Genomic DNA, 23,469 nt, shown 5'->3' with positions numbered 1-23,469 from the left:
TCCTATTATAACCGATGAAAAAGGTAAAATACACATTTAACACGTATAAACAAAAGACGCCCCTCAAAGAATGGGCGTCTTTATAGTCAGAGATCTATACTATTCCCAGCGGAATACGCGGAATGCAATAAAGTAAATTACTACCATCCAAATGCCAACAAGTCCAAGCTGTGGTAAGATGTCGGTAAAGTGCTTACCTTCCGTTGCGATAAGACGGATGCCGTCAATAATCGGAGTGAGCGGTAAGAGCCCTGAAAGGTGCTGAAGCCAATCTGGCATCAAGAACCGGGGGAAGAATGTACCAGAGAGGAACATCATTGGAAATACAATGATGTTCGATAGTGGTGCCGCCTGGCGCTCATTGCGCGCCCAACCACCAAGCGCTAGACCAATTCCCAAGATGGTAATAATACCAAGTACAAGGAATATTCCCAGCTCAAAGTAGTTGCCCACCACCTGAAGATGAAACACGACAATGGCGACAACGAACATGATGGTAAGTGAAATCAAACCAATAATAGCCTGTCCAACCATCGTTGCTAAGAAATACTGCCACACCCTAAGTGGTGTCGTGCTAAGACGACGAAGGATTCCCATCTTCTTAAGCTCTGGAAAGACATTAACTGGCCCAAAGATACCCATACCAATGATTGAGAATCCGAGAAGTCCTGCAAATGTATAATCAAAGGCCGTCAGACTCTTCTCGTTTAACATCTGCGTCTGGACACTAAAGGGCTGTTGAACGGTTACGTACTTAGCATTGATTTGCTGGAAGTGCGCCTGCAACACACTACTAAGCGCCTGACCTGATTGTTCGTTGTTCTGTGTGTATACAACTTGCGCCTGACCTGTTGGCGTCTGAGTTCCTGATTTAACCGTTCCAAAATCCTGCGGCAGCACAATAGCAGCATCAAGCTCTGAACGGCTCATCTTATCTTTTGCAGCATCTAGAGTTGTTATCGTCGCATCAACCTTGAGTACGCTACTCTTATCAGCATCTTTTACAAATTGCTGTGCAAAACTACTATTTGACTCATTAATAACAGCAACATTGAACGATACGTTCTTGTTACCGCTATTTAAACTACCAAACACGAACAAGAAAATAAGCGGGAATCCCATGCTAAAGAACAACGCTAGCTTATCACGGAAGAAGCGTCGCGTGTTGATCTTAACGAACGTCCTCACTGTATAGAGTGATCGTTTCATGCTATTACTACTGGCCATCGCGTAACTCCTTGCCTGTCAGATCAATAAATACATCCTCAAGATTAGCCTGCTCAACATGCTGCTTCTTTGAGAAACCGCGGTCGAGTAACTGTTTGATGAGGTTCTGCGGCGTATCGGTTGCAACAATCTTTCCGTTGTCCATCACGGCGATGCGATCACAGAGGATCTCCGCTTCGTCCATATAGTGGGTAGTCATGATAACACTAATCCCCTTGTCTCGGACTTTCTTAATCAAGTCCCAAAGGTGACGACGCGCCTGCGGATCCAATCCTGTCGTTGGTTCGTCCAAAAAGAACACTTTCGGACCATGCACTAATGCTGTTGTAATACTAAGGCGCTGCTTTTGGCCACCAGAGAGCGACTCCACGTAACTATTTGCTTTCTCTTCAAGCTCGACATCTCGCAAAAACTGCATTGCATCAACGTGCTCACCATATGCAGCGGCGAACATCTCGACTACTTCGATTAGCTTTGTTTTATCCTGGAATGCAGGTGACTGCGGCTGCACCCCAATAAGATACTTGATGCGCTGTGGATCTTCTTTAACATCAACGCCATCAATCAAAACCGTACCACTGTCGATAGGACGAAGCGTTTCCATCATTTCAAGCGTTGTTGTCTTACCGGCACCATTCGGCCCTAAAATACCGAATATCTCACCTTTTTTAACCGTAAAGCTGACACCGTCGACCGCTTGTTTGTCGCCGTATCGTTTCTTTAGGTCTCTTACTTCTACCATTGCTTTCATATCTATTTATTTTACATGATAAGATACTTACTGTCATTAGAGGAGTCCTATAAAATGAGCATGCCCCGCACCTGGAGTACGGGGCATGCTCATCGCTCAGCTACTGCGATGCTGCTTTGAGCGCTTCACGCGGTTATGATACCGGTGCTGGTCTGTCTCGAACACGACACCGTCTCCAGACCTGGCGGCGACTTGCCTGAAGACAGACCACTCGCCGCTTTCTAGGCGAACTGCGCCTAGAAGCATAGTGCACACTTTGCCCTGAACGGTGCAATTCACTACCGTCCAGATGTGGCTACCGGTTGGCTCAAGCGCGAGGTCGATTGCCTCTTCCACGATCCCGCCAGTGGCCACATACAGCCTCGTTCCTTTCGGCTGAGGTAGGAGGCGCGACCCTTGCGTCCTATACGCCTTAGGCTCGCCTGCATCCTGACTTGCCCATAGCTCCAAAAGCGCCGCTAGCCTATCCGGAGGCATGTCAATCGCCGGATTGGGACGCCTTTGGCGGGCGGCTACTCTACGGCTAGTTGTGTGAAGAGCAACCCGCGCCGCCGCTAGGACTTGTTCGACTTCAAGAGCCACTTCAATCTCCAGTTAACTCGCAGGTCCTGAACAATGACAAATTGCCATTGTAAAAGCCATAAAGTCGTATGTCAATGGACGGTATAAAAATAAAATACAGCCCTTAGGACTGTATTTTATAATTTTCATACTAGCTTAGCGCTGTTCGATGAACGTATGTGCACGACCAGATGCGCCACCACGGCCAGTACGACCGATACGGTGAACGTAGTCTTCGTAGGTTTGTGGAGTGTCGAAGTTAATGACGTGTGTCACGTTTGGAATATCGAGACCACGAGCTGCAACGTCTGTTGCCACCATTACACGAACACGCTCGTCCTTAAATTGCTTCAAGGCACGCTGACGCTGCGACTGGTTTTTATTACCATGGATAGCAACTGAGCTAATACCCATGTTATCCAGGTGATCACTTAGGCGCTGGACACCAAATTTGGTTTCACCAAACACAAGAACCTTCTCGTATTCTGGCTTACCAAGCATGTCGGTCAGTACCTCAAGCTTTTCATTCTTGTCACGAACTTCGATGACATCTTGTTCAACATGCTCCGCCGTTTCAGTTGTACGAACAGACACTGTTACAGGATCATTCAAAAAGTCATTCACTAAGACTGAAATTTCAGGAGTAATTGTAGCGCTAAAGAACAATGTCTGACGTTCCTTTGGCATTTCACTCACAATCTGCTTAATGTCAGGCAAAAAGCCCATATCAAGCATACGATCAGCTTCATCCAAAACAAGTGTTGTCATGTTTTTTAGTTGTAGTACACGGCGCTGCATAAGGTCTTTAAGACGACCAGGAGTACCAATAATAAAGTGAGGACGACGCTTAAGGTCACGGATTTGGCGATCAATGTTTACTCCACCCACAATAAGGGTTGAGTAAAGGTTAAGACCATGCGCAAATTCGCGAAATTGTTCGTCGATCTGCTGAGCAAGTTCGCGTGTCGGTGCGACAATAAGTACGCTTGGGCGTAGCATAATGCCACTTTGACGCTCAATAATTGGAAGTAGGAAGGCTGCTGTTTTACCAGTACCTGTGTTTGCAAGACCAATAACGTCTTTTCCGTCAATGATGTGAGGAATAGCCTGGTCTTGGATTGCACTTGGCAATACATAACCCTTTTTAGAGATGTTGTGAAACAGCTCAGCGCCGAATGGGAAATCAGCAAATTTATGAGTCGGCTCGTAAGTAACCTCATCAGCTTTTGTGACTGCCTTATTAATAAATTTTGATGGGTGGATGTACTTTTTAGCTGGACCACGGTTTCCACCGCGATGTCCACCGCCAAAGCTACGTCCTGCGCCTTGTGGGCGCCCTTGATTAGGGCGACCGCCGCGTCGTTGTTGAAATGCCATAAGAAATAACCCTTTCGTTATTCAATTTGATAGCTGTATGCAGTCAAAAGAGACGAGATGTCTCAGGAGAACAGCGAGATGATATTTCGGTGGCCGCCCACTAAGGGCCAGACTTTGAAAGAGGCTCGACATTCATCGAATGCAATTTTGTAATTGTAGCACAAATCAAACGAAAAAACAAGCTACTGCTTAATTTATCCATCATCCACCTCCATTATAAATTGACTTAACATAAATATTATGCTATAGTTATAAAGGCAATCCACCCCGACAAAGGAGACTCCGAGATGTACGGTTTTGGCCAGCCTGACCCGATGATGGAAGCCATGCAAGCTGCGATCCAGCCCGCCCAGGCGCGGCTCAAAGAGCTCGTAGCGACCGGCTTCGACACCAACGCAGCATTCGACATCACGTGGATGCGACAGCGAGAGGGTCAGCGCGTCCAGATCACCTCCCTGGGCACCCAGACGACCTACGTGGTCGTCCTTCTGCCCGACACCGGTGACGACAACCACATGCACTGTGCGCTGGTCGTAATCGGCGTAAACAACCTCCGCTCCGACCAGTACCGCAAGCTCACGATCGCCCGAGGCGATCGTGGCCAGATGGTCGTTCGCCCCGGATGGGTCTCTCCACGTCGCTAACCTAGGACGTGTGTTGCCTGCCACATTTCGTGGCGCGCGGATGGTATCTGCACTCATGGAGTCTACACGACACCTGAGCGCAGACCATCCGCCTGTCCCATAGTCCACAACATCGGTTATGGCTTATGGAATAGTTATTTTCACTTTTACTGAACGATGATCTGACCCGCCGTCTCTGCCTATGGTGGGGATTGTACACGTTACACCCTTCGATACAAGCACGTGGTCAATCTGCACAAAGCGTACGCTCGGCATAAATGGCATGCTGCGCATTTTTGGTGTTGTGGTTGCACGCAAGCGTGGATCAGCCTCTGTTAGACCAGCTTTTTGCAGTCGTCTCATGACCGTACCAGTTGCCATGCGTGATAATCTTGACAGCACATTGCGCAACTCACCAAACATCAGGTGGTTAATGATAAACCGCATAAACGAAGTTGTAAGCAGTCGCGGCCAACCCTTATGCCACATCGCGTTAAGGTCGCCAAGCATTATCACTGGCATGTCGCTCTTCTGAATAAATGGGATAATCTCATCCAGCTGCTGAAGACGACGCTCCTCGGTGAGATCGTCCAGATGTGTGGCAATGATACAAAGTTTCTTTTTCGTTTCAGGATCTTCGACAATAACCACGGGTAGATCACGCATATTACCCCAGCGCCGCGTCTCAGCACTCATAATCGGAATACGATAGAGCACTCGCATAAACGGGTAGCCCCATTTCGCCACATCTTTCTCATGCAAGGTATCGTGATACTGCACATCGTACCACTCGTACCCCATATTTTTTAGACGTTCACCGCTCTCTTTAAGTGGCTCGTTGAGGTATGCCTCCGGTAGCACGACAATATCCGCATTCAGTTTGGCAATTTCTTCCACAATCTGTTCGGGTGTTCCTCGTTTTTTGCCACCCTTATAACGAGTAAGTCGGCCTTCAATGTTCCACGACGCTATTTTTATTGCCATTGTTACATCTTTGATCGAATATCAGCGATCATATCGCGGATTTCTGCCGCCTTTTCAAACTCAAGATTAGCACTTGCTAGTTCCATTTGCCCTGTCAGATCTTTAATAAGTGTCTTGTATTCATCTTTTGGAATCTTTTTAAGATCCAGTCGCGGCGGTTTATCTTTATCCTTATCCGGGATAATTGCCCGGAGTCCTTCATCGATCTCTTTTGCGATACTAATAGGCTTTTGGTTATGTTCGGTATTATACGCCTCTTGGATAGTTCGGCGACGGTTCGTCTCGTCAATTGCTGCTTTCATTGAACGAGTGATCCTATCAGCATACATTAATACCGTACCGTTCTCGTGACGAGCTGCACGACCAATTGTTTGGATAAGCGCACTTTCACTACGCAAAAAGCCCTCTTTATCAGCATCCATAATTGCCACCATACTTACCTCAGGCAAATCCAGACCCTCACGCAGCAAGTTGATACCTACTAGTACGTCGTATATGCCGAGCCGAAGGTCGCGCAGGATATCGCCCCGCTCTAGAGTATCTACTTCACTGTGAATATAGGCTGTTTTAATACCGATCTCCTGGATATACGTTGAAAGATCCTCGGCCATGCGCTTCGTTAGTGTCGTTACTAGTACGCGCTGATTCTTTGCAATACGTTCATTAATTTCGGCGATCAGATCGTCAATCTGACCCTCGGTCGGGCGAACTTCAATCCGTGGGTCCAATAGACCAGTCGGGCGAATGATTTGTTGGGCCGGCTTCGGACTATGCGACAATTCATAGTCGCTTGGAGTTGCAGAAACGTAGATCGCCTTATTAATGTGGTGATCAAACTCAGTAAAGGTCAGTGGTCGATTATCGAGCGCGCTTGGCAAGCGAAAACCGTATTCAACCAACACTTCCTTTCGTGCACGATCACCATTATACATGCCGCGAACCTGCGGCAACGTCTGGTGACTCTCATCGACCAAAAGCAAAAAATCATCTGGAAAATAATCGAGTAGCGTTGCCGGCTGTTCGCCTGGTTCACGATTAGTAAGGTAACGTGAATAGTTCTCGATCCCCTTAACGAAGCCCGTTTCTTCAAGCATTTCAATATCATACTTAGTGCGTTGAGCAAGTCGTTGAGCCTCAAGCAGTTTATCGTGCTTTTCAAACCACTCCATACGCTCATCAAACTCTTTTCTAATACCCTCAATGGCATGTTCAACCTTTTGTTTTGGGGTCACATAGTGGCTGCTCGGGAAGATCGTGCAGAACGATGGTTCGTCCAAGATCTCTCCGGTTAGTGGGTCTATTTTTGTAATACGATCAATCTCATCACCGAAAAATTCAATCCGATAAGCTACGTCCTGTCCAGCCGGGAATACATCTACTACATCACCTTTAACTCTAAAGGTACCACGATGAAAATCAATATCATTTCGCTGATATTGAATGTCCGTTAAAAGCCGTACGAATTTATCTTGCTGTCGCCGCTCACCTTTAATCACCTTAATGGACATTTCGGCGTAATCATCAGGCGAACCAATGCCATAGATACAGCTGACACTCGCCACGATAATAACGTCGCGTCGTGTTAGCAATGCAGACGTTGCTGCATGGCGCAGGCGATCGATTTCGTCATTGATCTTGCTATCTTTTTCAATGTACGTATCGCTGCTCGAAATGTAGGCCTCTGGCTGGTAATAGTCAAAGTAACTTACAAAGTAGTGAACCTCATTCTCAGGGAAGAATGATTTGAATTCGCTATAAAGTTGTGCGGCCAGAGTTTTATTGTGCGCTAGAACAAGTGTTGGAACCTGTCGATTTTGAATGATATTCGCCATCGTAAAGGTTTTACCACTGCCAGTCACGCCAAGCAACGTTTGCTCGCGCTCGCCTTTTTCCAGACCTTCAATAAGCTGAGCGATCGCTGTTGGCTGATCTCCCGTTGGCTGATATTTTGTAACGAGTTGGAATTTTTGGTCCATCTCTCCTAGTATACTACTCTTTTCGTGCTGACTCGAGAGCCCTAACGGCCGCTTTATAATCATTTGAGTTCATAAGGTCTTGAATTGTTTGCATATGATCTGCGGCAGGTTTTGGCGTGACGGGAAGTTTAGGAAAATCAATCGTCGCCTGAATAGTTGGATGAATCATCGTTTGGCCATTCATCAATGTAGTCGATGCGATCCCAACATGGGCCACGTTACAGTGTGTCGCACCTATTGAAGCGTGCACATCACCACCGTCTGGAACGAGGCCAATCTTGTATTGATAACCGCCACCAGTATTGTCATAGAGCGCCTCAACAAGATAGAGCGGTGTAGCTACGAGCGACTTTACTGTCATGTTTTCTACATTGTAACTTGTAATCTGCAAACCATCCGTCGTATTGCAAGTCGTATCGACACTCGCCGCAGAAACAGCAAGGTTAACGCGTATAGTACCGCTAGGGTTCATTACTGCAATAGTACTCGATGACGCGTCTGTTTTAGGAATAACCTCCCATGTTTTTGGGTAATCTAACGCATAAATAGAGCTCCCATAAGCAACCCGCGATGTAACAGTTTCTGGTGTTTGTGCTGTAGTCGTTTGCTGAGTATTGTTCGAGGTCGGCTTAGTGATAAAGTTCTGGTAAAAAACGACGCCAAGCGTTGCCATCAATGCGATGAACAAGACAGCGATAATAATTATCGATACACTGGCTCCCCGTGCGTTTCTACTAGTTATCATATTATCCCTTCCCTACCCTATGGTAATCTTCGTCTCGATCAAGATCTTCAACCTCACCTTGCTGTAAAAAGTCTGCATATTTTACATCCAGGGCGGCAATAACCTTCTGTACGAGTGCCTGTGGATCAGAATCGAAAATCACATCTTTAGCGCCCGGCGCTTCAATGTGTTTCAAAAGTCGCGGAATGTAGTCGGCTAGGCCACCACTTCCAAGAAGAACACCACAAACTTTTCTGCTTTCAAGTGCCGTCGAGAACTCATGCAAGCTGCCCATTCGTCCACCAACAGTAATAATACCGTCACAGCTACGAACCAGATGTACATCACGGCCAACATATTCCATACTCGTAAAGTTGATGTAGTCGAATTCTTTTGTCGGAAGCCTATAGGTTGCAACATGCTCACGGAACGAGCTTGCCGGAGAGAAGCCGACCGAAACGCCCATAGAATCAGGGATACTCACAAAACCCCGGGCTGCATAATGTGGCAATCCAACCGTAGCGCCCGTAAGGAGAGTCTTACCTGATTTAGCAATCTCTTTTCCCAACTCATAGGCAAGCTCGTGCGATTTATGAACCGTATCACCACTTGCTGCGCCCGATACACAAATTTGATACTTCATTATTTCTTCTCCGTTTCTACATTCAGCTGTTCAGGCGCTACCATATCATTATCGAGTTGCTGCAAAATCTGTTTTTCGAGGTTGGGATAACTCATATACCGAATAAATATCTCGTTCCATAGACTCTCGCGCATATGATAAAAATAGCGATCCTCATAGGTCATATTATTAGCGTAACTCAGTGATGCATCGACAAAATTCGCCGAGACGGGTAGGCCATCAAAGGGTAGCGCAACGTAGTCAATCCCTCTCCAAAATTCCATTTTTGGATCTATTTGGTAAAGAAGGTCCTCGGCTTTGCGCCAATGAAGATCCTCGGGATGAACATGTGGTTCAAAATCCTCTTTGTGTGATTCGTCTTTCAATTTACCGTAGTACCGCTGAATCACACGCCAGTGAACGTATTGGCCAGCCATTTGACTCGCATTACCAGGATCAGCAATAAGTGTCGTCACGACTATCTCACCAAAGTCAGGCTGACGAGATTTGAGTTTAAAAAAGTTAGAATATAACTTAACCTCGTTTAAATAGTGCAAGAGAAGGGGCAATGTCTTAAGCGTTAAGCCCTTTGAATGCGTATCCCGAAGCGGGACAACAACAATAACACCCAGCTCCTTAGTGTGAGTAACGTTATGGAGTTTCTTTTGGGTAAAGCGCTCGGCGAGGTCAACGTATTTATTGTGATCCATCGCTAAAATACGAATATCACGTTCCTCATAGTCATCTACTGTGACGGTTTTGAGACACTCGTTATAGTCATTCAACCAATCGCTGCCCTCCGAAAACCTAAGTGCAGTGTATACTTCGTCAAAATCTTCACCTTGAAACAAAGCGTCTACTGTCTCATAGCCTAGTTTTGCCATAAGGTTTTTAGGTGGCATCTGTCGAAGAAACTCTTTAGCCTTCTCTCGTTTCATCACAAAAACACGGCGGTTAAAATCAACCTTATTTGCAGCATCTATAAGCAAAGGCACGAGCTGCTTTACATCGCTACTATCTGTTGCACCCACCAGTTTTGTTACACGCTCGTTGTCACTTGCAATACGCGCAAGGAGTGCCTGATAAAACTCCCGACCAGTCGTATTGGAAGGATCGAGTCCAAGTTTACGCATTCGATCATGCGCCTTCTCGAGGATGTTACCAATTAATTTGGCATCAGCACCAGGATGACCGCTTGCTTTCTCAAGCTGCTTTAATGCCATGGAAAAAACAGGTTCTTCAGCATCAAGCAGGTCACGTAAAAATTTTGCCATGTTTGTCTTCCGTTTATTTCTCTATACGAAGTATATCATGTTTACGCTTAGGTAATCTAGAACGGCTTCTCATGGAGTGGCATAGAATGGAGTTTTGCATTGGCATACAGGATGCCTGGTTTTGCTCCAATTTTTGTTACAACGGATGTAGAGTTAGCGCTTGCAAAAATAATCGAGTCAGCAAGTGATCTACCTACCGCCCACTGGCTCAAAAAACCTGAGCTAAATGCATCGCCCGCGCCAAGTCGGTCGACCACCTTAACATCTTCGTACATACCTGCTCGAACTATAGTTTTGGAGTCTGTCGCGACTACACCGTTAGGCCCGTCGGAGACGATCGCGACCGTGCAGTAGTGCGTTAAGTGACGAGCAAGTTCCTCAAGCGTCTCGCCTGAAACGAGCTCTTGAGCCTCTTCTTTATTAAGTGAAATAACCTCGACATCCTCAAGGAGTGCCTTCAACTTATGCGGTTCAGCAAGTTCAGCTCCTGATGGGTTCATCATTATCTTAACTCCAGCTTTAGTTGCGAGAGACACGATTTTCTCAAGAAGTTTCATGTTATTAACAGACGAAAGATAGAGCCAGTCCACCTTTGTGACCCCTTCAATGTTAAACGAACGAACGAACTTCTCAATATCGGTGCCCATATAGTTTAAAACCGTACGTTCACCAGTAGGCGCAAGAATAATTGTTGAATAGCTTGGCTGGTAATGTTGATCTTGGATTACTTCGGACGTATCAACATCATCTTCGTCAAGCGCACTTAAAATAGCCTGACTCGACGTATCCGTTCCGAGTACCCACATATACTTACTATGTAGTCCCTGCCTTGCAAAAGTCACGGCGGCGTTTGTAGCGTTTCCACCAGTTGAAAAATAGATATGATCAACATGTAACTTTTTACCAAGTGGCAACTGCTCATATTGTACGCCTTTATGAAGATATGGCTGAAAATCTTTAGTGCTCGTAAGAAATACGTCTTGCGACGCCTTACCGATGGCAAGAATGACTGGTTTCTTGTCGCTCATAGTCAGGGTTAGCGAATCGCCCTTTTAGCGCTACCGAATGCATGGATTTTATCTTCTACGACGGCTTGAACGGCATCGTAAACCTGAGGCATGAGTTTAACTATCGCGTATTCATCGGGATTTTCTGAAAGAACTCTTTCAAGCGTTTTGCGGAACGTATAGCGCATATCACTATTGATGTTAATTTTGCTCACACCTATTTTTGCTGCATCTTCAAAGTAATGAAGTGGGGTACCGCTACCACCATGCAGACTTATTTGACAATCAATAACATCGCGAATTTCTTGAAGTAACTCCAAATCAAGTTTTTTAGGAACAGAATATAAACCATGTAAGTTACCAATTTGAACGGCAAGCGTATCAATACCTGTTTGCGTAACAAAACTTGCTGCCTCTTTTGGTGTTGTATTATATTTCTTTACCTCTTCATAGTCGATAGCCTCTTTGTGAAGATTAGAGGAGCCCATAAAGTATCGCTCTTCAGCCTCTACAAGTGCACCTGTAAATTTAGCATACTCTACCACTTCCTTTGTCTTGGCGATAATTTCGTCAAGTGGAGCATCGTGATTCGCTTGTGATATGTCTATGTGAATAAATTCATACCCAGCATCAATCGCACGTTTGCAGGCATCAACCGTTGGGCTATGGTCAAGATTGATATACATCTCAACACCATACTCATCACGATAGTTATCAACGAGGTCGCGAATGTTTTCAATTCCCATCGCTTCTACCTCGCCATGGCTAACTTCAACGAGTACTGGCGACTGTAATTTTTGCGCAGCCTTTGAAACAGCGATCAGTGTCTCTTGGTTATCAATATTAAACGCACCGACGGCAAATTTTTGTCTTCGCGATCGCTGCATTAAATGACGCGCTCGCACCGTGTTGTCGCGAATTTGCTTAATTGTTAGTCCCATAACCCTCCTTAAAATCCCTGATGATACCGTGGCATAGCATCAGTAAAGTCTTTAACATCAAGTGCAACAGAGTGGCTGTCTAGCCCGAAGTAGGCCATCAGTTCTTCAGGATTACCACTCTCACCAAATCTATCCTTCATACCAATACGAAGCAGTGGGGTTGGCAGATTTTCAGTGAGTAGTTCTGCAATAGCCCCACCGAAGCCGCCAGCTGCCTGCGCCTCTTCACCAGATACAACTCGACCGGTCTTTTTAACGCTCGCAAGAATAGTCTCCGTATCGAGCGGCTTAATAGTTGGCACATGGACGACCTCCGCCTGTATACCTAGCTCCTCGAGTTCCGTTGCTGCTACGAGGAGTTGATATGTCATCGTACCAGTACCGAGTAACGTGACATCTCGACCCTCACGAAGTACGTAGGCTTTACCAATTTCAAATGGAGATTCTTCGGTACTAAAAATTGGAGTGCCTTCGCGAGCAAGACGCATGTAGGTTGGTTTGCCATTTTCCGCAATAGCTTTCGTTGCTTTTTCAGCTTCGATACTATCTCCTGGCGCGATAACAACCATATTAGGAAGCACACGCATAAGTGCAATGTCCTCAAGCATTTGATGTGTTGCGCCATCCGGACCAACACTTACGCCAGCGTGCGAGCCGATAATTTTGACTGGTTGCTGATTAAGCGCAATTGTTGTGCGAATCTGTTCCCAGTTACGACCCGGGCTAAATGCTGCATAGCTGCTCGTAAAAGGGATCTTGCCAGCACGCGCCATACCACTTGCAAGGGTCACAAGGTTCTGCTCAGCAATACCTACTTGTACAAAGCGATTGGGAAAAGCGTCACGAAATAGTGACATTTTGGTACTATCTGTAAGATCTGCACATAGCGCAACAATTTTATCGTTTGCCTCACCTGCTGCTTTCAGGCCACGGCCAAAACCTGCACGGATCGGCTCCTTCTTGACATTGTCATTATAGAGGTCAGGGTTAAGTGGGTACATTATTCTATATCTCCTGAGGTGATCTTGCCGTCAAGTGTCCGCAACTTCGTGAGCGCTTCTTTAGCTTGCTCACTGTTGGGTGGCACGCCGTGCCATTTATAGTCGTATTCCATAAAATCGACTCCTCTACCTGGAACGGTATGCATAATAATGACGCTCGGACGGTTAGTAATCGCACGAGCCATACTAGCAGCCTCGATAACACTCTCGATGTTATTGCCATCAATCTCCTGCACGTGCCAACCAAAGCTCTCCCACTTACCACGGAGATCTTCAAGTGGCATGACATTCTCGGTCGAACCATCAATTTGAATATTGTTACGATCAACAAATGTAATCAGCTGACTTAGCTTATATTTGCCCGCAAACATAGCAGCTTCCCAAATATTACCCTCATCGAGCTCACCGTCACCGGTGATAACATATACGAAACGATGACGAGCATCTTCAAAATATTGTAATGAGTACGCGTAACCTGCCGCCTGACTTAAACCACACCCTAGCGGCCCACTTGTATTCTCGAGACCTGGTAGTTTTGTACGTTCAGGGTGACCTTGTAGGCGACTACCGAGCTTTCGAAGTGTTAGTAGTTCCTCTTTAGGGAAATAGCCCCGCTCTGCCATGACTGCATACTGTACTGGCACAGTATGGCCGTTACTAAGGAAAAATACATCACGCTCAGGCCAGTCAGGACGTGCTGGATCAATATTCATGATATTAAAATATAGAGCCGTTACTGCATCGGCGAGATCAAGCGGACCGGCGCTATGGCCGCTACCTGCTGCTTCAAGCATGCTAATAATGTCCTTACGGACTTCATTTGCTTTATGCTCCAGTTGCGTTATCGTCAGTCTAACACTCACCTGCCCCGAGCCCTCCTTAGGCGCTTATGCTTTACCTATACTTTAGCATGTTTTTCATGCGGAGAGAATGCGCTAAATCACACTATGTTTATTGATCTCATTCACCATACCCGTATAGGCAGCCTGAGGATCGGCTGCTTTTGCAAGCGCGCCACCAACGTTAAGAACGTCGACGCCACCTTGAGCTAAGCTATAAGCATTCTCCACATTAACGCCACCATCCCAGCCTATCTCGACATCCTGACGAATCATCCGGATAAGGCGAACTTTCTCGAGTTGCATCAAACTCGCCGTGCCACCATATTTGCCCAGTTCACCGCTAAAAATCATAACGTGGTCGGCTGCTTGAATAGCATTTGCAACTTTAGCTGGCACGGTGGATCGCAGTAACGCCACGCCGGCCTTAATACCAAATTGTTTAATATGCTGCAGTACCGGTACAATATCTTCTGTTACTTCTGCATGAAAAATAATCATATGAGGTTTGAGACTGATGAGAGTCTCGAGATGTTCGCTCGGCCTAGCAACCATGGCGTGAATATCAACTATCCATTCCTGTGGCCACCATACCTGCGCAGCGCCAATAGTAAATGTCGGTGCAAACTCACCATCACTAATATCAATATGAACTCTTTGCGCAAATGGGTGAATACGCTCTACCATCTCTTTATAAGAATCGGCTGTTTCAGCAAGTAGCGCCGGGGCAATAACACTCATAACTACAGCTCATCAATCTGCGCATTACGACGCCTAAACCTGGCGGCATTTGCAAATGGCGTATCAACCCAGGTGTCTATGATATCTTTCCATTCGCCCTCGTGATTTTTAAGAACACGCGACGGAAGACATAGCACGTTACTATCGTTGTCATTACGAGTCATACGTGCCTCATAAGCGTCCCAAATGACACTAGCTCGAATTCCCTTAAAACGATTCGCCGCCATACACATTCCCTGGCCACCACCACAAAGTAAAATTGCACGTGGGTCTTTGTCGTCACTGCCAAGCACCTTTAATGCAGCAAGTTGTGCAAATTCCGGAAAATCGTCATCTGGCGAAAGCTCTTTATCTCCGACATCTTCAACATCAAAACCACGTTTCACGAGATAGGCAAAAACTTGCTCTTTCATAGCAAAGCCTTGATGATCTGCACCCAGGAAAATCTTCATATCTTAAGTATAAGCATTTTTATGTCAAAACAAAAGCACCCCAATATAATTTAGGGGTGCTTTGTCGCTATCTCGCGTTTCTATTACTTCTTGCCGAACGCTCCATGTCCCGCATGAAAAAGACCAATGAGTAACACTCCAACCGCTATCGCCACAAGTGCGACATGAGGGTGTTGATATGTCCGTGAGAAATGAGCTAGAAGAGCTGCAATCACCAGGCTAGTCCACCCAGCAATAAGATTAGGGATCGGTCCATTACCAAACATCATCGGATACGTCTGCTTCGTAATACCCCTAACGAAGTGCGGAACGCCGTTACCAGCAAATATTCCAGCTAGGAGACCAAGTACTAAAGTTTGCCACATATAACTTTCCTATTTGATTATTTATGAAGCAGACTAGCTCTGCTGAAGCGCACGTCCAACATCCGCTGTTAATTCTACAAGGCGGTTGCTATAACCCCATTCGTTGTCATACCATGCGACAACCTTTACAAGGTTGCCACCAACAACGTTTGTTAATGGTAAGTCTACAATCGCACTATGGCTGTTACCTTTAAAATCGCTACTGACGAGAGGCTCTTCAGTAACCGACAGAATCCCTTGGTAGAATGGCTCGTCAGCGGCTTTTTTAAAGGCAGCAATAACCTCATCCATCGTAACATCGCGTTTTGTCACTACGACAAAATCGCTAAGGCTTACAACTGGGGTTGGTACGCGAATGCTCAAGCCACCAAACACACCAGCGATTGCAGGAAGAGCCTGTCCAGCAGCAATACTCGCACCCGTACTCGTTGGTACAATGTTTTCTGCCGCAGCACGTGCGCGACGCAAATCTTTATGTGGCGAATCTTGTAGTCGCTGGTCAGCCGTGTAGCTGTGGATGGTTGTCATCATAGCTTTTTCGATACCGAAGTTACTCTCAAGCACTGCCATAACTGGTGTAATACAGTTGGTCGTACAACTTGCATTATTTAGTACGTCGCTTGTACCTTCTTTTCCAATTAGTTCTTCGTTAACACCAAGAACAATAGTGTCCGAACCTTCACCCTTAGCCGGAGCACTAATAATCACTCGTTTAGCACCAGCCTGATCAATATGTGCGCGCGCCTTAGCAGGTTCAACAAAAAAACCCGTACTTTCAATGACTACGTCGACCTTAAGATCATGCCATGGCAGTTGCGCTGGATCCTTTTGAGCTAACACCTTAATGTGTTTGCCATCCACAACGATACCGTCATCATCATAACTCACTTCGTGCTGATAGTTACCATACGAAGAATCGTGTTTTAATAGGTGTGCCAAGGTTTTTGTATCTGTTAAATCATTAATAGCTACAATTGTCAGATCGCTCCTTTCAAAAGCGATCTTGAAGGCATTGCGACCAATACGACCAAAGCCGTTAATCGCGAGGTTTACTTGACTCATACAACTTACTCCCTTTATCTTTTAAAAGCATTAGCATTTCACTATCAATTATATATTGATTTTCACATCTCTCAATAGAGTTATGAAAATGCCTCTATAAAAAATTTCATATAACGACCACCTCTCCTCTCAACAGAGTATATTTTTTATTTCCACTAGTGTTATACTAGCAATACATGAAAAAACACCATGTGCTCGATCAAGCTAAGCTTCACTACGAGGAAGATCAAATCCTTGAGCTTGATCATGCGATCGACTTTGCAACAAAAGCACACGAAGGTCAAAAACGTAAAAGTGGCGAGCCGTATGTATCTCATCCACTTGCCGTGGCGGCCACACTTATTGATTGGGGCATGGATATTGACACAGTACTTGCCGGCGTCTTGCATGATACCGTAGAGGATACGGATGCCACGCTCGATAACATCGAAAACCTATTTGGACGAGACGTTGCATTTTTAGTCGACGGAGTTACTAAGGTTTCTCAAGCCCGAGCCGGTATGCGCAACCTTGAAAGCTATCTGCCGCAAACCAAGGATAACCTCTCAAAGCTGCTCATTGCCGTCGGTCAGGACGTACGCGTCATTATCATTAAACTTGCCGACCGTCTTCATAACCTCTCTACTCTGCAGTACATGCCGCCTGAAAAGCAAGTAAAAATCGCCCGTGAAAGTCTTGAGGTTTTTGCACCCATGGCCGACCGTCTCGGTATGGGTCGTGTTCGAATGGAAATTGAAGAGCTCGCCTTTAGTTATCTCGACCCCAAGGAATACCACCGACTCGGTAATCTCATGAAGAAGCGACTTGGGAAAAGCACGCGTAAACTTGGTGCCGTTCGTCAAGAGGTGGAAGTTGAACTTAAAAAACATAACATCGAGTTTGAAGTTAATGGCCGTGTTAAAAGCATCTATAGTCTTCATAAAAAACTACAAAAAGTTGGCGATAACATCGACGACATCTACGACCTTATGGCACTACGCGTAGTCGTAAAGAATAAAGAAGATTGCTACAAAGTACTCGGCATTCTTCATTCGATGTATCAACCAATGATTTCGCGTATTAAAGATTATATTGCCGTGCCAAAACCAAACGGCTATCAAAGTCTTCATACAACAGTTATCACGCCGAGTAAGCAAATAGTGGAATTTCAGATTAGGACCTACGAGATGCACGATTACGCAGAACGCGGTCTTGCGGCTAGTTTCCATTATCACGAGCGTAAAAACTCTAAAGACTATGTTAAGAAACGTACAGTCTCAAACCTACCCGCACAACTGCAATGGATAACTCAGCTTCAAGAAATCGCCTCTCGTCTACGTTCAGGCGATGACATATCCGAAGACCAGCTTAATGTCGATCTTTTTGGAGATCGTATTTTTGTTTACTCGCCTAAGGGAGACATTTATAACCTACCCTATGGCGCCCTACCACTCGACTTCGCCTTTATGGTACATAGTGACATTGGTAAGCATGCTTATAGTTTTAAGGTGAACGGTAACATTCATCCGTTTGACAAGCCTCTTCAGAATGGTGATGTGGTCGAAGTCGTAACGCGCAAATTATCACATCCTCGACAGGCATGGCTCGATCTTGTAAAAACCAATCATGCACGCGAAAAGCTACGGGCTCAACTCAAGAAACTTGAGCTTATCGAAACGATCAGCGACGCTGCCAATGTCATTAAACAAAAAGCACTCCGTAAACGTAACAAGTAAAAATAACCCGCTTAAAACCGCGGGTTATTTTTACTCAGAAGAAGTACTATCGATTATTCCAACGCTCAATAGACTCTGCGATAACTCGCTTTGCCTCTTCACTATCATCCCAACTCTTTACAGTAGTCGTACCAGGCTTCTTAAGATCTTTATAGTGATTAAAGTGGAACTCAATCTGCTTAATAAGTTGTTGTGGCAAATCACTTAGTGCATTGACCGCATTACCAGTATTACGATCATCGGCAGGTACTGCAACGATCTTGTCGTCTACTTCGCCGTCGTCTTCAAACTTCATAACACCAATAATTTTTGCTTCCAAAAAGATACCTGTTGGAAGTGGTGCGTCTGTCACCAGTAGAACATCTAGTTCATCACCATCTTCATCAAGTGTTTGTGGAATAAATCCGTAGTTTGTTGGTTTTGCGAAAACTGAAGGCTCCACACGATCAAGTTGCATCACAGCAAGATCGCGGTTCCATTCAATTTTGTGCATACTGCCAGCAGGAATTTCGATAACAACATTGATCGTACCGTCACTTACATTGCCGGGCGTGAGAATTTTATTAAAATCAGCCATAGGTCTCCTTTGCTTAACTGTCCCTATTGTAACAAATTTGTTATACTTGAAAACAATTATGTTAGTGATTGGACACCGGGGGGCCGCCGGCTTAGCGCCCGAGAACAGCCTTAAGGCTATGCGTGCCGGTATTAAAGCCGGTGCAGACATGCTTGAATTCGACATTCGTTTGACAAAAGACAAGATTCCCGTCTTAAGTCATGATTTCCATACACTTCGCACTCACCACGACGCCTCAATTATTGGTCGCCACACCTTAAAAGAACTTGAAGAAAAAATAAAAGATAATCCTATCGTGCCGCTCACTAGAGTATTAGATGATTTTTTTGGTGTCATTGTATTAAACATCGAAATTAAAGGTAGGGGCGCTGGTAAGATTGTTGCCGAACTGATCAAAAACCGTTACATAAAAAAACAGGAACAGTGGGATAATATTATTCTCTCATCGTTCAAAGGTTCCGAGCTCTCCAGCATTAGATCGGTTAGTAAAAATGCAAATCTAGGTCTCTTACATAGTGAAAATCCATTTATTTTCATTGCCTATCATAGAAAACTCCAGCTTACAGCAGTTGGCTTTCATCGCCTCTATATTAATCGGTTTGCGCTCGAAATCGCAAAACGCGCGGGGATCTTTACTTACGCATATACGGTCAACCGACCACATACCGCGTTAAAACTTGCGGAACAAGGCCTAGACGCTGTCGTTACTGATCGTCCAGACATTATCCTCTCTGAAATAAAAAAATACGCCGACTAGTTGCCGGCGTATTTTGCTACTTATTCTTATGTTTAAAATCGTCTAGATACTCTCGAATCGAGAGCGCAGCCGTAGCACCCTCACCAACTGCACTCGCTACCTGCATAGTCGCACCACTCCGTACATCACCGCTGGCATAAATACCGCGAATGTTCGTAGAAAGGTGTTGATCAGTTTTAACGAGCCCCTGTGCATCAAGCTCGATGCCACTACCAGCTAAGAACTGAGTGTTAGGTTTAAGCCCAACAAATACAAAAACACCATCACAGTCAAATGTAACCGATTGACCGTCTTTTGTGGCTTTAACTCCAACAACTCTTTTATCAACTGCGACAATTTCGTCTACAGCGGTTTGCAGATGAACGGTTACCTTACCATTATCAACGTATTCTTGCATTTGCTGCTGCAAAATTTCACTTGCCTTTACTGTACTGCGAACAAGCAAATCAATGTGAGAAGCAAACCGAGTCAAAAAGAGTGCTTCTTGATACCCTGAGTTACCGCCGCCCACTACAACAAGTCGTTTGTCGCGATAAAACGCTCCATCACATGTTGCACAGTAGTGAACGCCACGGCCATAATATTCCTTCTCACCCGGAACGCCAATTTTATTATAGTCACTACCCGTTGCAATAAGCACGGCGCGTGCTTTGACTTCTTGATCATCCACGATAACAACTTTTATGTCGCCCTCATCCCGAATAGAAGATACATCACCATATTCAATATGCGCACCAAAGCGTTCAGCTTGTTTTTCAAGTCGCTCCGCTAACTCTAAACCAGGAACTCCATCGGGAAATCCAGGGTAGTTGTCTACTTGGTCGGTTATTGCTGCAAGGCCACCAATGACGCTTTTTTCGTATAATACGGTATCAATTGCTTCACGAGTCGTGTAGACGGCAGCCGCTAAAGCACTTGGACCGGCGCCAATCATTACAACATCTCGAACTGTATCTTCCATTTTGTTTTCCTATTATATTTACTATATTAAGTATAGCATTAATTACTATTTGAACTTGCGTTTGTTGGAGTTGATGACGCACCAGTACTGTTATAGTAGTCAATCAATTCTTGTGGAACCGCAGGCTGCGCAATTACATCAGGAGTTGGGATGACCATAATAATAAACTTGAGTGGTGAGTTTGGTGGAATTTTATCCCCGCTGCCTTTGGCGCCATAACCTTGATCAGCTGGAATAGTAAGTTCACGTACACCACCAACTTTCATACCGTCGACACTGTTAGTCCATCCAGTGATAACACCACCTGGTGCAGCACTAATAGGAGCCTTCAGCTTACCACTGTCTATCGAACTATCAAAAATATTGCCATCCGGCGTCCAGCCAATGTAATATGCGGTAAAGGTCGAGGTCTTCGTAAGAGCAGCGCCCGTCCCCACCTTCAAGTCGTTTGTCTGAAGTGACTTTACACTGCCAGTATCAAACTTACCCACTTGACTCGAGTAGCTGTTGAAATCGCTATAATATTGAGTCGACAGTTGATCAGCCTGAGAGCTGACTTTGGTCTGATATGCCTGATAATCTTTTTGATATTGAGCCGATAATTGTTGTACGCGAGCTTGATCAACCTTACTGTTCTTGCTTGCTAAAATCATAACAGCAAATGAGCCTATCGTACCGATAATCATAACAATCGCAATAACCCAAATACCAATGCGCTGACTTTTTGGTGTCGCCATCTTGAAATATTCCCTCACTATTTTTGCTCGTTACAGTATAGCAGATTGAGACGATTATTTCGACGGTTCGTCTGGAGCGGAAGGTGTAAAGTAGTCGTCCTCCATAACAGTAGATGCCCGCCATACACCAAGAGCCTGACCAATAGGTAGTACATCTGAGTACCCAACAAAATCAGCTGCTCGTCTAAGAAGTGCGCCTATCCAGCCGTATAACCGCAGTTTATGCCACTCGAAAGCCGACCAGCGATCACCCACAGGTACGATAAGGATAGGTTCGACCGCACGATACTCCCACGGCCGCATACCTCGTTGCTCGCGTTTAATGTTAGCGGCAACAAATTTTGCATCATGAAGCGCCGTTTGTGCAAGCCCTGTATAAAGTGTTGCTGCGTTATCGCCAATCACGTACACGTCATCAGCTGCTCGCATGTACTGATCAACCGCAACTCTTCCCCCGTGCGGTGCAAACTTGAATTGATCCTTATTGGCCGCATAGAATGGATTGTTCATAACGCCCGAGGTCCAAATAACCGTATGACTCTTGATTGGCTTACCACTTACCATAATCTCATCTGCAGTCTCTGACTGAACCGCCTTACCAAGCTGAATTTTGACGCCAAGTTTTTTAAGACGCTTTTCGACGCGCGCACTCACGTGCTCGTTCATTTTTGGCAGTACACGAGGTGCTGCTTCGATCAAGTGAATCCGAATCTTGCTATCACTGACACCGTAATGATCACATAGCTGCCGCAAATACGAGCCAAGAGCTGCTGCAAGTTCAACGCCAGTAGGACCCGCACCCACTACCACATAATGCTTATCAACCTCATGCTTTTCAGCAATCGCACAGTAGAGGTGATGTTTTAGAGCCTTAATCTCAGCCTCGGACTTTATACCATATGCATAGGTCTCGAGTCCCTCAATATTGAAATATGTCGTAACAGATCCGAGTGCGAGGATACAACGCTCATACGGATAGACCATCCCAGCTTTTCCGGTCAATTCTTTCTTAATCGTATCAATCTTTTCGACTGTATCGAGCACCACCCGAATATTGCTCTTACCTGCGAAAATTTCACCTAATGGAACCCACGATTCTAAGTGACTGTGACCCGTCGCAGAACTGTACAATGCGGGGTAGTATTGAAAGTCTGGCTTATCACTGATGAGTGTAATGTGATTTTTGCGGTTCTTTGCAAGCTCGAGCGCTGCTTTGATTCCACCAAATCCGCCGCCAACTATCGTAATTTTCATAGGTTTTCTCTTTCTGTATTATGGTGAAACGTTTTCTTTATCATACCGTCTTGACCTCTTAAGATCAAGATCACGCTTATGGCAAAAGACTATTCAACGAAATCATTGCACAGAAGACCAACAAAATGATCAATGAGAACCGAAACATATGCCTTGCCCAAGTATCACTGTCTTTGGCGTGCAAGCCCTGTGAAGCAATCCAAAGCCAATAAGCGCCCAGGAGCGCCATCACTACAAAATAACTATAACCCGCAAAACCATAGACCGTTAGTAAAAGTGTCACGACAACAAATGCTAGTGTATACGCAAAAATTTGGACACGCGTTGTTTTTACACCCTTAACTACAGATATGACAGGAACGCCGGCTGCCTTGTATTCTTTTTGTCGGTAAATGGCAATGGAATAAAACTCCGGCATCTGCCATAAAAATAAGATAGCAAATACAATAATTGCCCCAATATCAATACGTCCGGCCACCGCCACATAGCCAGCCAGAATTGGAACCGCACCCGATATACTACCCACAAGTGTGCCATGTATGGATAATCTTTTTGAAAGCATTCCATAAAATATGACGTAATCTATATAGCCTATAAGCCCCACAGCTACTACTAACCAATTCGTCCATAGGACAAGCACAAACAGCCCGACTATACCAAGAATGATCGACAAAATGACCGCATCACGTCCTTTAACTTTTCCGGCAACTATTGCCCTCGTTTTCGTACGCTCCATCTTGCTATCAATATCCTGGTCAAGGAAGTTATTAAGTACACACGCCGAAGCGATCATCAGAGTCGAACCCACACAGAGCGCTATAAATAGCCAAATAACGACGTGGCCATGGCTCGCGAGTAAAAACCCGGCTGCCGCCGTTATCGCGTTGCCGTACAGAACCCCCGGTTTCGTAAGCGAATAGTAATCTTTAAACGTAGCCATC

The 23,469-nt window shown here is 45.4% G+C and carries 25 protein-coding genes; 3 read left to right on the top strand and 22 right to left on the bottom strand.

Annotated features, from left to right (window positions below; genetic code table 11):
• Window positions 1-99 precede the first annotated feature (99 nt).
• The 4 genes from VLG36_02485 to VLG36_02470 form a co-directional block, all read right to left on the bottom strand.
• The gene (locus VLG36_02485; protein HSW77641.1) at window positions 100-1,209 is read right to left on the bottom strand and encodes an ABC transporter permease; all 1,110 of its coding nucleotides are present in this window, start codon (window positions 1,207-1,209) and stop codon (window positions 100-102) included.
• A 7-nt stretch (window positions 1,210-1,216) separates the two neighbouring features.
• Window positions 1,217-1,978 carry an ABC transporter ATP-binding protein gene (locus VLG36_02480; protein ID HSW77640.1) on the bottom strand — a complete coding sequence of 254 codons (762 nt, stop codon included), beginning with the start codon at window positions 1,976-1,978 and terminating at the stop codon, window positions 1,217-1,219.
• Window positions 1,979-2,074: 96 nt separating this feature from the next.
• Window positions 2,075-2,560, bottom strand: coding sequence for a hypothetical protein (locus tag VLG36_02475; protein HSW77639.1), 486 nt, complete (start codon window positions 2,558-2,560; stop codon window positions 2,075-2,077).
• Window positions 2,561-2,695: 135 nt separating this feature from the next.
• Window positions 2,696-3,916, bottom strand: a complete 1,221-nt coding sequence (locus VLG36_02470) for a DEAD/DEAH box helicase (GenBank protein ID HSW77638.1) — start codon at window positions 3,914-3,916, stop codon at window positions 2,696-2,698.
• 287 nt (window positions 3,917-4,203) lie between these two features.
• On the opposite strand from VLG36_02470, the gene VLG36_02465 reads away from it, so the two are divergent.
• Entirely contained in the window at window positions 4,204-4,560 is a 357-nt protein-coding gene (locus tag VLG36_02465; protein HSW77637.1) for a hypothetical protein, read from the top strand.
• A 123-nt stretch (window positions 4,561-4,683) separates the two neighbouring features.
• Here VLG36_02465 and VLG36_02460 read toward each other — a convergent pair whose 3' ends face one another.
• The 13 genes from VLG36_02460 to gap form a co-directional block, all read right to left on the bottom strand.
• On the bottom strand, window positions 4,684-5,523 hold the full coding sequence (locus VLG36_02460) for an endonuclease/exonuclease/phosphatase family protein (GenBank protein HSW77636.1): 840 nt from the start codon (window positions 5,521-5,523) through the stop codon (window positions 4,684-4,686).
• Between the two features lie 2 nt (window positions 5,524-5,525).
• Complete coding sequence (uvrB, locus tag VLG36_02455) at window positions 5,526-7,499, bottom strand: excinuclease ABC subunit UvrB (protein HSW77635.1); 1,974 nt, start codon at window positions 7,497-7,499, stop codon at window positions 5,526-5,528.
• A gap of 13 nt (window positions 7,500-7,512) precedes the next feature.
• Complete coding sequence (locus VLG36_02450) at window positions 7,513-8,244, bottom strand: hypothetical protein (GenBank protein HSW77634.1); 732 nt, start codon at window positions 8,242-8,244, stop codon at window positions 7,513-7,515.
• 1 nt (window position 8,245) lies between these two features.
• A complete protein-coding gene (locus VLG36_02445) occupies window positions 8,246-8,866 on the bottom strand; it encodes a hypothetical protein (protein HSW77633.1) in 621 nt (206 codons plus the stop codon).
• A complete protein-coding gene (locus VLG36_02440; GenBank protein HSW77632.1) occupies window positions 8,866-10,119 on the bottom strand; it encodes a hypothetical protein in 1,254 nt (417 codons plus the stop codon). Before VLG36_02440 ends, VLG36_02445 begins: the two co-directional genes overlap by 1 nt.
• A 56-nt stretch (window positions 10,120-10,175) precedes the next feature.
• Entirely contained in the window at window positions 10,176-11,147 is a 972-nt protein-coding gene (locus tag VLG36_02435; protein HSW77631.1) for a carbohydrate kinase family protein, read from the bottom strand.
• A gap of 8 nt (window positions 11,148-11,155) precedes the next feature.
• Window positions 11,156-12,067, bottom strand: a complete 912-nt coding sequence (locus tag VLG36_02430; GenBank protein ID HSW77630.1) for a class II fructose-bisphosphate aldolase — start codon at window positions 12,065-12,067, stop codon at window positions 11,156-11,158.
• Window positions 12,068-12,075: 8 nt separating this feature from the next.
• Window positions 12,076-13,068, bottom strand: coding sequence for a transketolase C-terminal domain-containing protein (locus tag VLG36_02425; protein ID HSW77629.1), 993 nt, complete (start codon window positions 13,066-13,068; stop codon window positions 12,076-12,078).
• Complete coding sequence (locus VLG36_02420) at window positions 13,068-13,931, bottom strand: transketolase (protein ID HSW77628.1); 864 nt, start codon at window positions 13,929-13,931, stop codon at window positions 13,068-13,070. The genes VLG36_02425 and VLG36_02420 overlap by 1 nt, the downstream gene beginning before the upstream one ends.
• Before the next feature lie 72 nt (window positions 13,932-14,003).
• A complete protein-coding gene (locus VLG36_02415) occupies window positions 14,004-14,648 on the bottom strand; it encodes a hypothetical protein (GenBank protein HSW77627.1) in 645 nt (214 codons plus the stop codon).
• A 2-nt stretch (window positions 14,649-14,650) separates the two neighbouring features.
• Complete coding sequence (locus tag VLG36_02410) at window positions 14,651-15,100, bottom strand: RpiB/LacA/LacB family sugar-phosphate isomerase (GenBank protein HSW77626.1); 450 nt, start codon at window positions 15,098-15,100, stop codon at window positions 14,651-14,653.
• A gap of 83 nt (window positions 15,101-15,183) precedes the next feature.
• Complete coding sequence (locus VLG36_02405) at window positions 15,184-15,465, bottom strand: hypothetical protein (GenBank protein HSW77625.1); 282 nt, start codon at window positions 15,463-15,465, stop codon at window positions 15,184-15,186.
• Window positions 15,466-15,498: 33 nt separating this feature from the next.
• A complete protein-coding gene (gene gap, locus VLG36_02400; GenBank protein ID HSW77624.1) occupies window positions 15,499-16,527 on the bottom strand; it encodes a type I glyceraldehyde-3-phosphate dehydrogenase in 1,029 nt (342 codons plus the stop codon).
• A gap of 176 nt (window positions 16,528-16,703) precedes the next feature.
• Between gap and VLG36_02395 the strand changes: the two genes are divergently transcribed.
• Window positions 16,704-18,242 carry a RelA/SpoT family protein gene (locus tag VLG36_02395; GenBank protein ID HSW77623.1) on the top strand — a complete coding sequence of 513 codons (1,539 nt, stop codon included), beginning with the start codon at window positions 16,704-16,706 and terminating at the stop codon, window positions 18,240-18,242.
• A 46-nt stretch (window positions 18,243-18,288) separates the two neighbouring features.
• Here the strand turns inward: VLG36_02395 and VLG36_02390 are convergent, their stop codons facing one another.
• Window positions 18,289-18,819, bottom strand: coding sequence for an inorganic diphosphatase (locus VLG36_02390; protein ID HSW77622.1), 531 nt, complete (start codon window positions 18,817-18,819; stop codon window positions 18,289-18,291).
• Between the two features lie 58 nt (window positions 18,820-18,877).
• On the opposite strand from VLG36_02390, the gene VLG36_02385 reads away from it, so the two are divergent.
• Complete coding sequence (locus tag VLG36_02385; GenBank protein ID HSW77621.1) at window positions 18,878-19,576, top strand: glycerophosphodiester phosphodiesterase; 699 nt, start codon at window positions 18,878-18,880, stop codon at window positions 19,574-19,576.
• Between the two features lie 16 nt (window positions 19,577-19,592).
• Here VLG36_02385 and VLG36_02380 read toward each other — a convergent pair whose 3' ends face one another.
• The 4 genes from VLG36_02380 to cyoE form a co-directional block, all read right to left on the bottom strand.
• Entirely contained in the window at window positions 19,593-20,537 is a 945-nt protein-coding gene (locus VLG36_02380; protein ID HSW77620.1) for an FAD-dependent oxidoreductase, read from the bottom strand.
• 38 nt (window positions 20,538-20,575) lie between these two features.
• On the bottom strand, window positions 20,576-21,274 hold the full coding sequence (locus VLG36_02375) for an FKBP-type peptidyl-prolyl cis-trans isomerase (GenBank protein HSW77619.1): 699 nt from the start codon (window positions 21,272-21,274) through the stop codon (window positions 20,576-20,578).
• A gap of 54 nt (window positions 21,275-21,328) precedes the next feature.
• Complete coding sequence (locus tag VLG36_02370; GenBank protein ID HSW77618.1) at window positions 21,329-22,528, bottom strand: FAD-dependent oxidoreductase; 1,200 nt, start codon at window positions 22,526-22,528, stop codon at window positions 21,329-21,331.
• Window positions 22,529-22,604: 76 nt separating this feature from the next.
• Window positions 22,605-23,468: a heme o synthase gene (gene cyoE, locus VLG36_02365; GenBank protein HSW77617.1), complete on the bottom strand. Its 864-nt coding sequence runs from the start codon at window positions 23,466-23,468 to the stop codon at window positions 22,605-22,607.
• Window position 23,469: the final 1 nt, after the last annotated feature.

It is taken from the genome of Candidatus Chromulinivoraceae bacterium, from assembly GCA_035478595.1.
Taxonomy (GTDB): Bacteria; Patescibacteriota; Saccharimonadia; order Saccharimonadales; family Saccharimonadaceae; genus CAMLKC01.
Note: the sequence above shows the minus strand (reverse complement) of the source record. Positions and strands in the feature narration are given on the sequence as shown.

Bases quoted from the DNA above. Each gene is read 5' to 3' on its own strand.
- VLG36_02485 (HSW77641.1), bottom strand. From the start codon at position 1,209: ATGAAACGATCACTCTATACAGTGAGGACGTTCGTTAAGATCAACACG.
- VLG36_02480 (HSW77640.1), bottom strand. From the start codon at position 1,978: ATGAAAGCAATGGTAGAAGTAAGAGACCTAAAGAAACGATACGGCGAC.
- VLG36_02470 (HSW77638.1), bottom strand. From the start codon at position 3,916: ATGGCATTTCAACAACGACGCGGCGGTCGCCCTAATCAAGGGCGCCCA.
- VLG36_02465 (HSW77637.1), top strand. From the start codon at position 4,204: ATGTACGGTTTTGGCCAGCCTGACCCGATGATGGAAGCCATGCAAGCT.
- VLG36_02460 (HSW77636.1), bottom strand. From the start codon at position 5,523: ATGGCAATAAAAATAGCGTCGTGGAACATTGAAGGCCGACTTACTCGT.
- uvrB (HSW77635.1), bottom strand. From the start codon at position 7,499: ATGGACCAAAAATTCCAACTCGTTACAAAATATCAGCCAACGGGAGAT.
- VLG36_02450 (HSW77634.1), bottom strand. From the start codon at position 8,244: ATGATAACTAGTAGAAACGCACGGGGAGCCAGTGTATCGATAATTATT.
- VLG36_02445 (HSW77633.1), bottom strand. From the start codon at position 8,866: ATGAAGTATCAAATTTGTGTATCGGGCGCAGCAAGTGGTGATACGGTT.
- VLG36_02440 (HSW77632.1), bottom strand. From the start codon at position 10,119: ATGGCAAAATTTTTACGTGACCTGCTTGATGCTGAAGAACCTGTTTTT.
- VLG36_02435 (HSW77631.1), bottom strand. From the start codon at position 11,147: ATGAGCGACAAGAAACCAGTCATTCTTGCCATCGGTAAGGCGTCGCAA.
- VLG36_02430 (HSW77630.1), bottom strand. From the start codon at position 12,067: ATGGGACTAACAATTAAGCAAATTCGCGACAACACGGTGCGAGCGCGT.
- VLG36_02425 (HSW77629.1), bottom strand. From the start codon at position 13,068: ATGTACCCACTTAACCCTGACCTCTATAATGACAATGTCAAGAAGGAG.
- VLG36_02415 (HSW77627.1), bottom strand. From the start codon at position 14,648: ATGAGTGTTATTGCCCCGGCGCTACTTGCTGAAACAGCCGATTCTTAT.
- VLG36_02410 (HSW77626.1), bottom strand. From the start codon at position 15,100: ATGAAGATTTTCCTGGGTGCAGATCATCAAGGCTTTGCTATGAAAGAG.
- VLG36_02405 (HSW77625.1), bottom strand. From the start codon at position 15,465: ATGTGGCAAACTTTAGTACTTGGTCTCCTAGCTGGAATATTTGCTGGT.
- gap (HSW77624.1), bottom strand. From the start codon at position 16,527: ATGAGTCAAGTAAACCTCGCGATTAACGGCTTTGGTCGTATTGGTCGC.
- VLG36_02395 (HSW77623.1), top strand. From the start codon at position 16,704: ATGAAAAAACACCATGTGCTCGATCAAGCTAAGCTTCACTACGAGGAA.
- VLG36_02390 (HSW77622.1), bottom strand. From the start codon at position 18,819: ATGGCTGATTTTAATAAAATTCTCACGCCCGGCAATGTAAGTGACGGT.
- VLG36_02385 (HSW77621.1), top strand. From the start codon at position 18,878: ATGTTAGTGATTGGACACCGGGGGGCCGCCGGCTTAGCGCCCGAGAAC.
- VLG36_02380 (HSW77620.1), bottom strand. From the start codon at position 20,537: ATGGAAGATACAGTTCGAGATGTTGTAATGATTGGCGCCGGTCCAAGT.
- VLG36_02375 (HSW77619.1), bottom strand. From the start codon at position 21,274: ATGGCGACACCAAAAAGTCAGCGCATTGGTATTTGGGTTATTGCGATT.
- VLG36_02370 (HSW77618.1), bottom strand. From the start codon at position 22,528: ATGAAAATTACGATAGTTGGCGGCGGATTTGGTGGAATCAAAGCAGCG.
- cyoE (HSW77617.1), bottom strand. From the start codon at position 23,468: ATGGCTACGTTTAAAGATTACTATTCGCTTACGAAACCGGGGGTTCTG.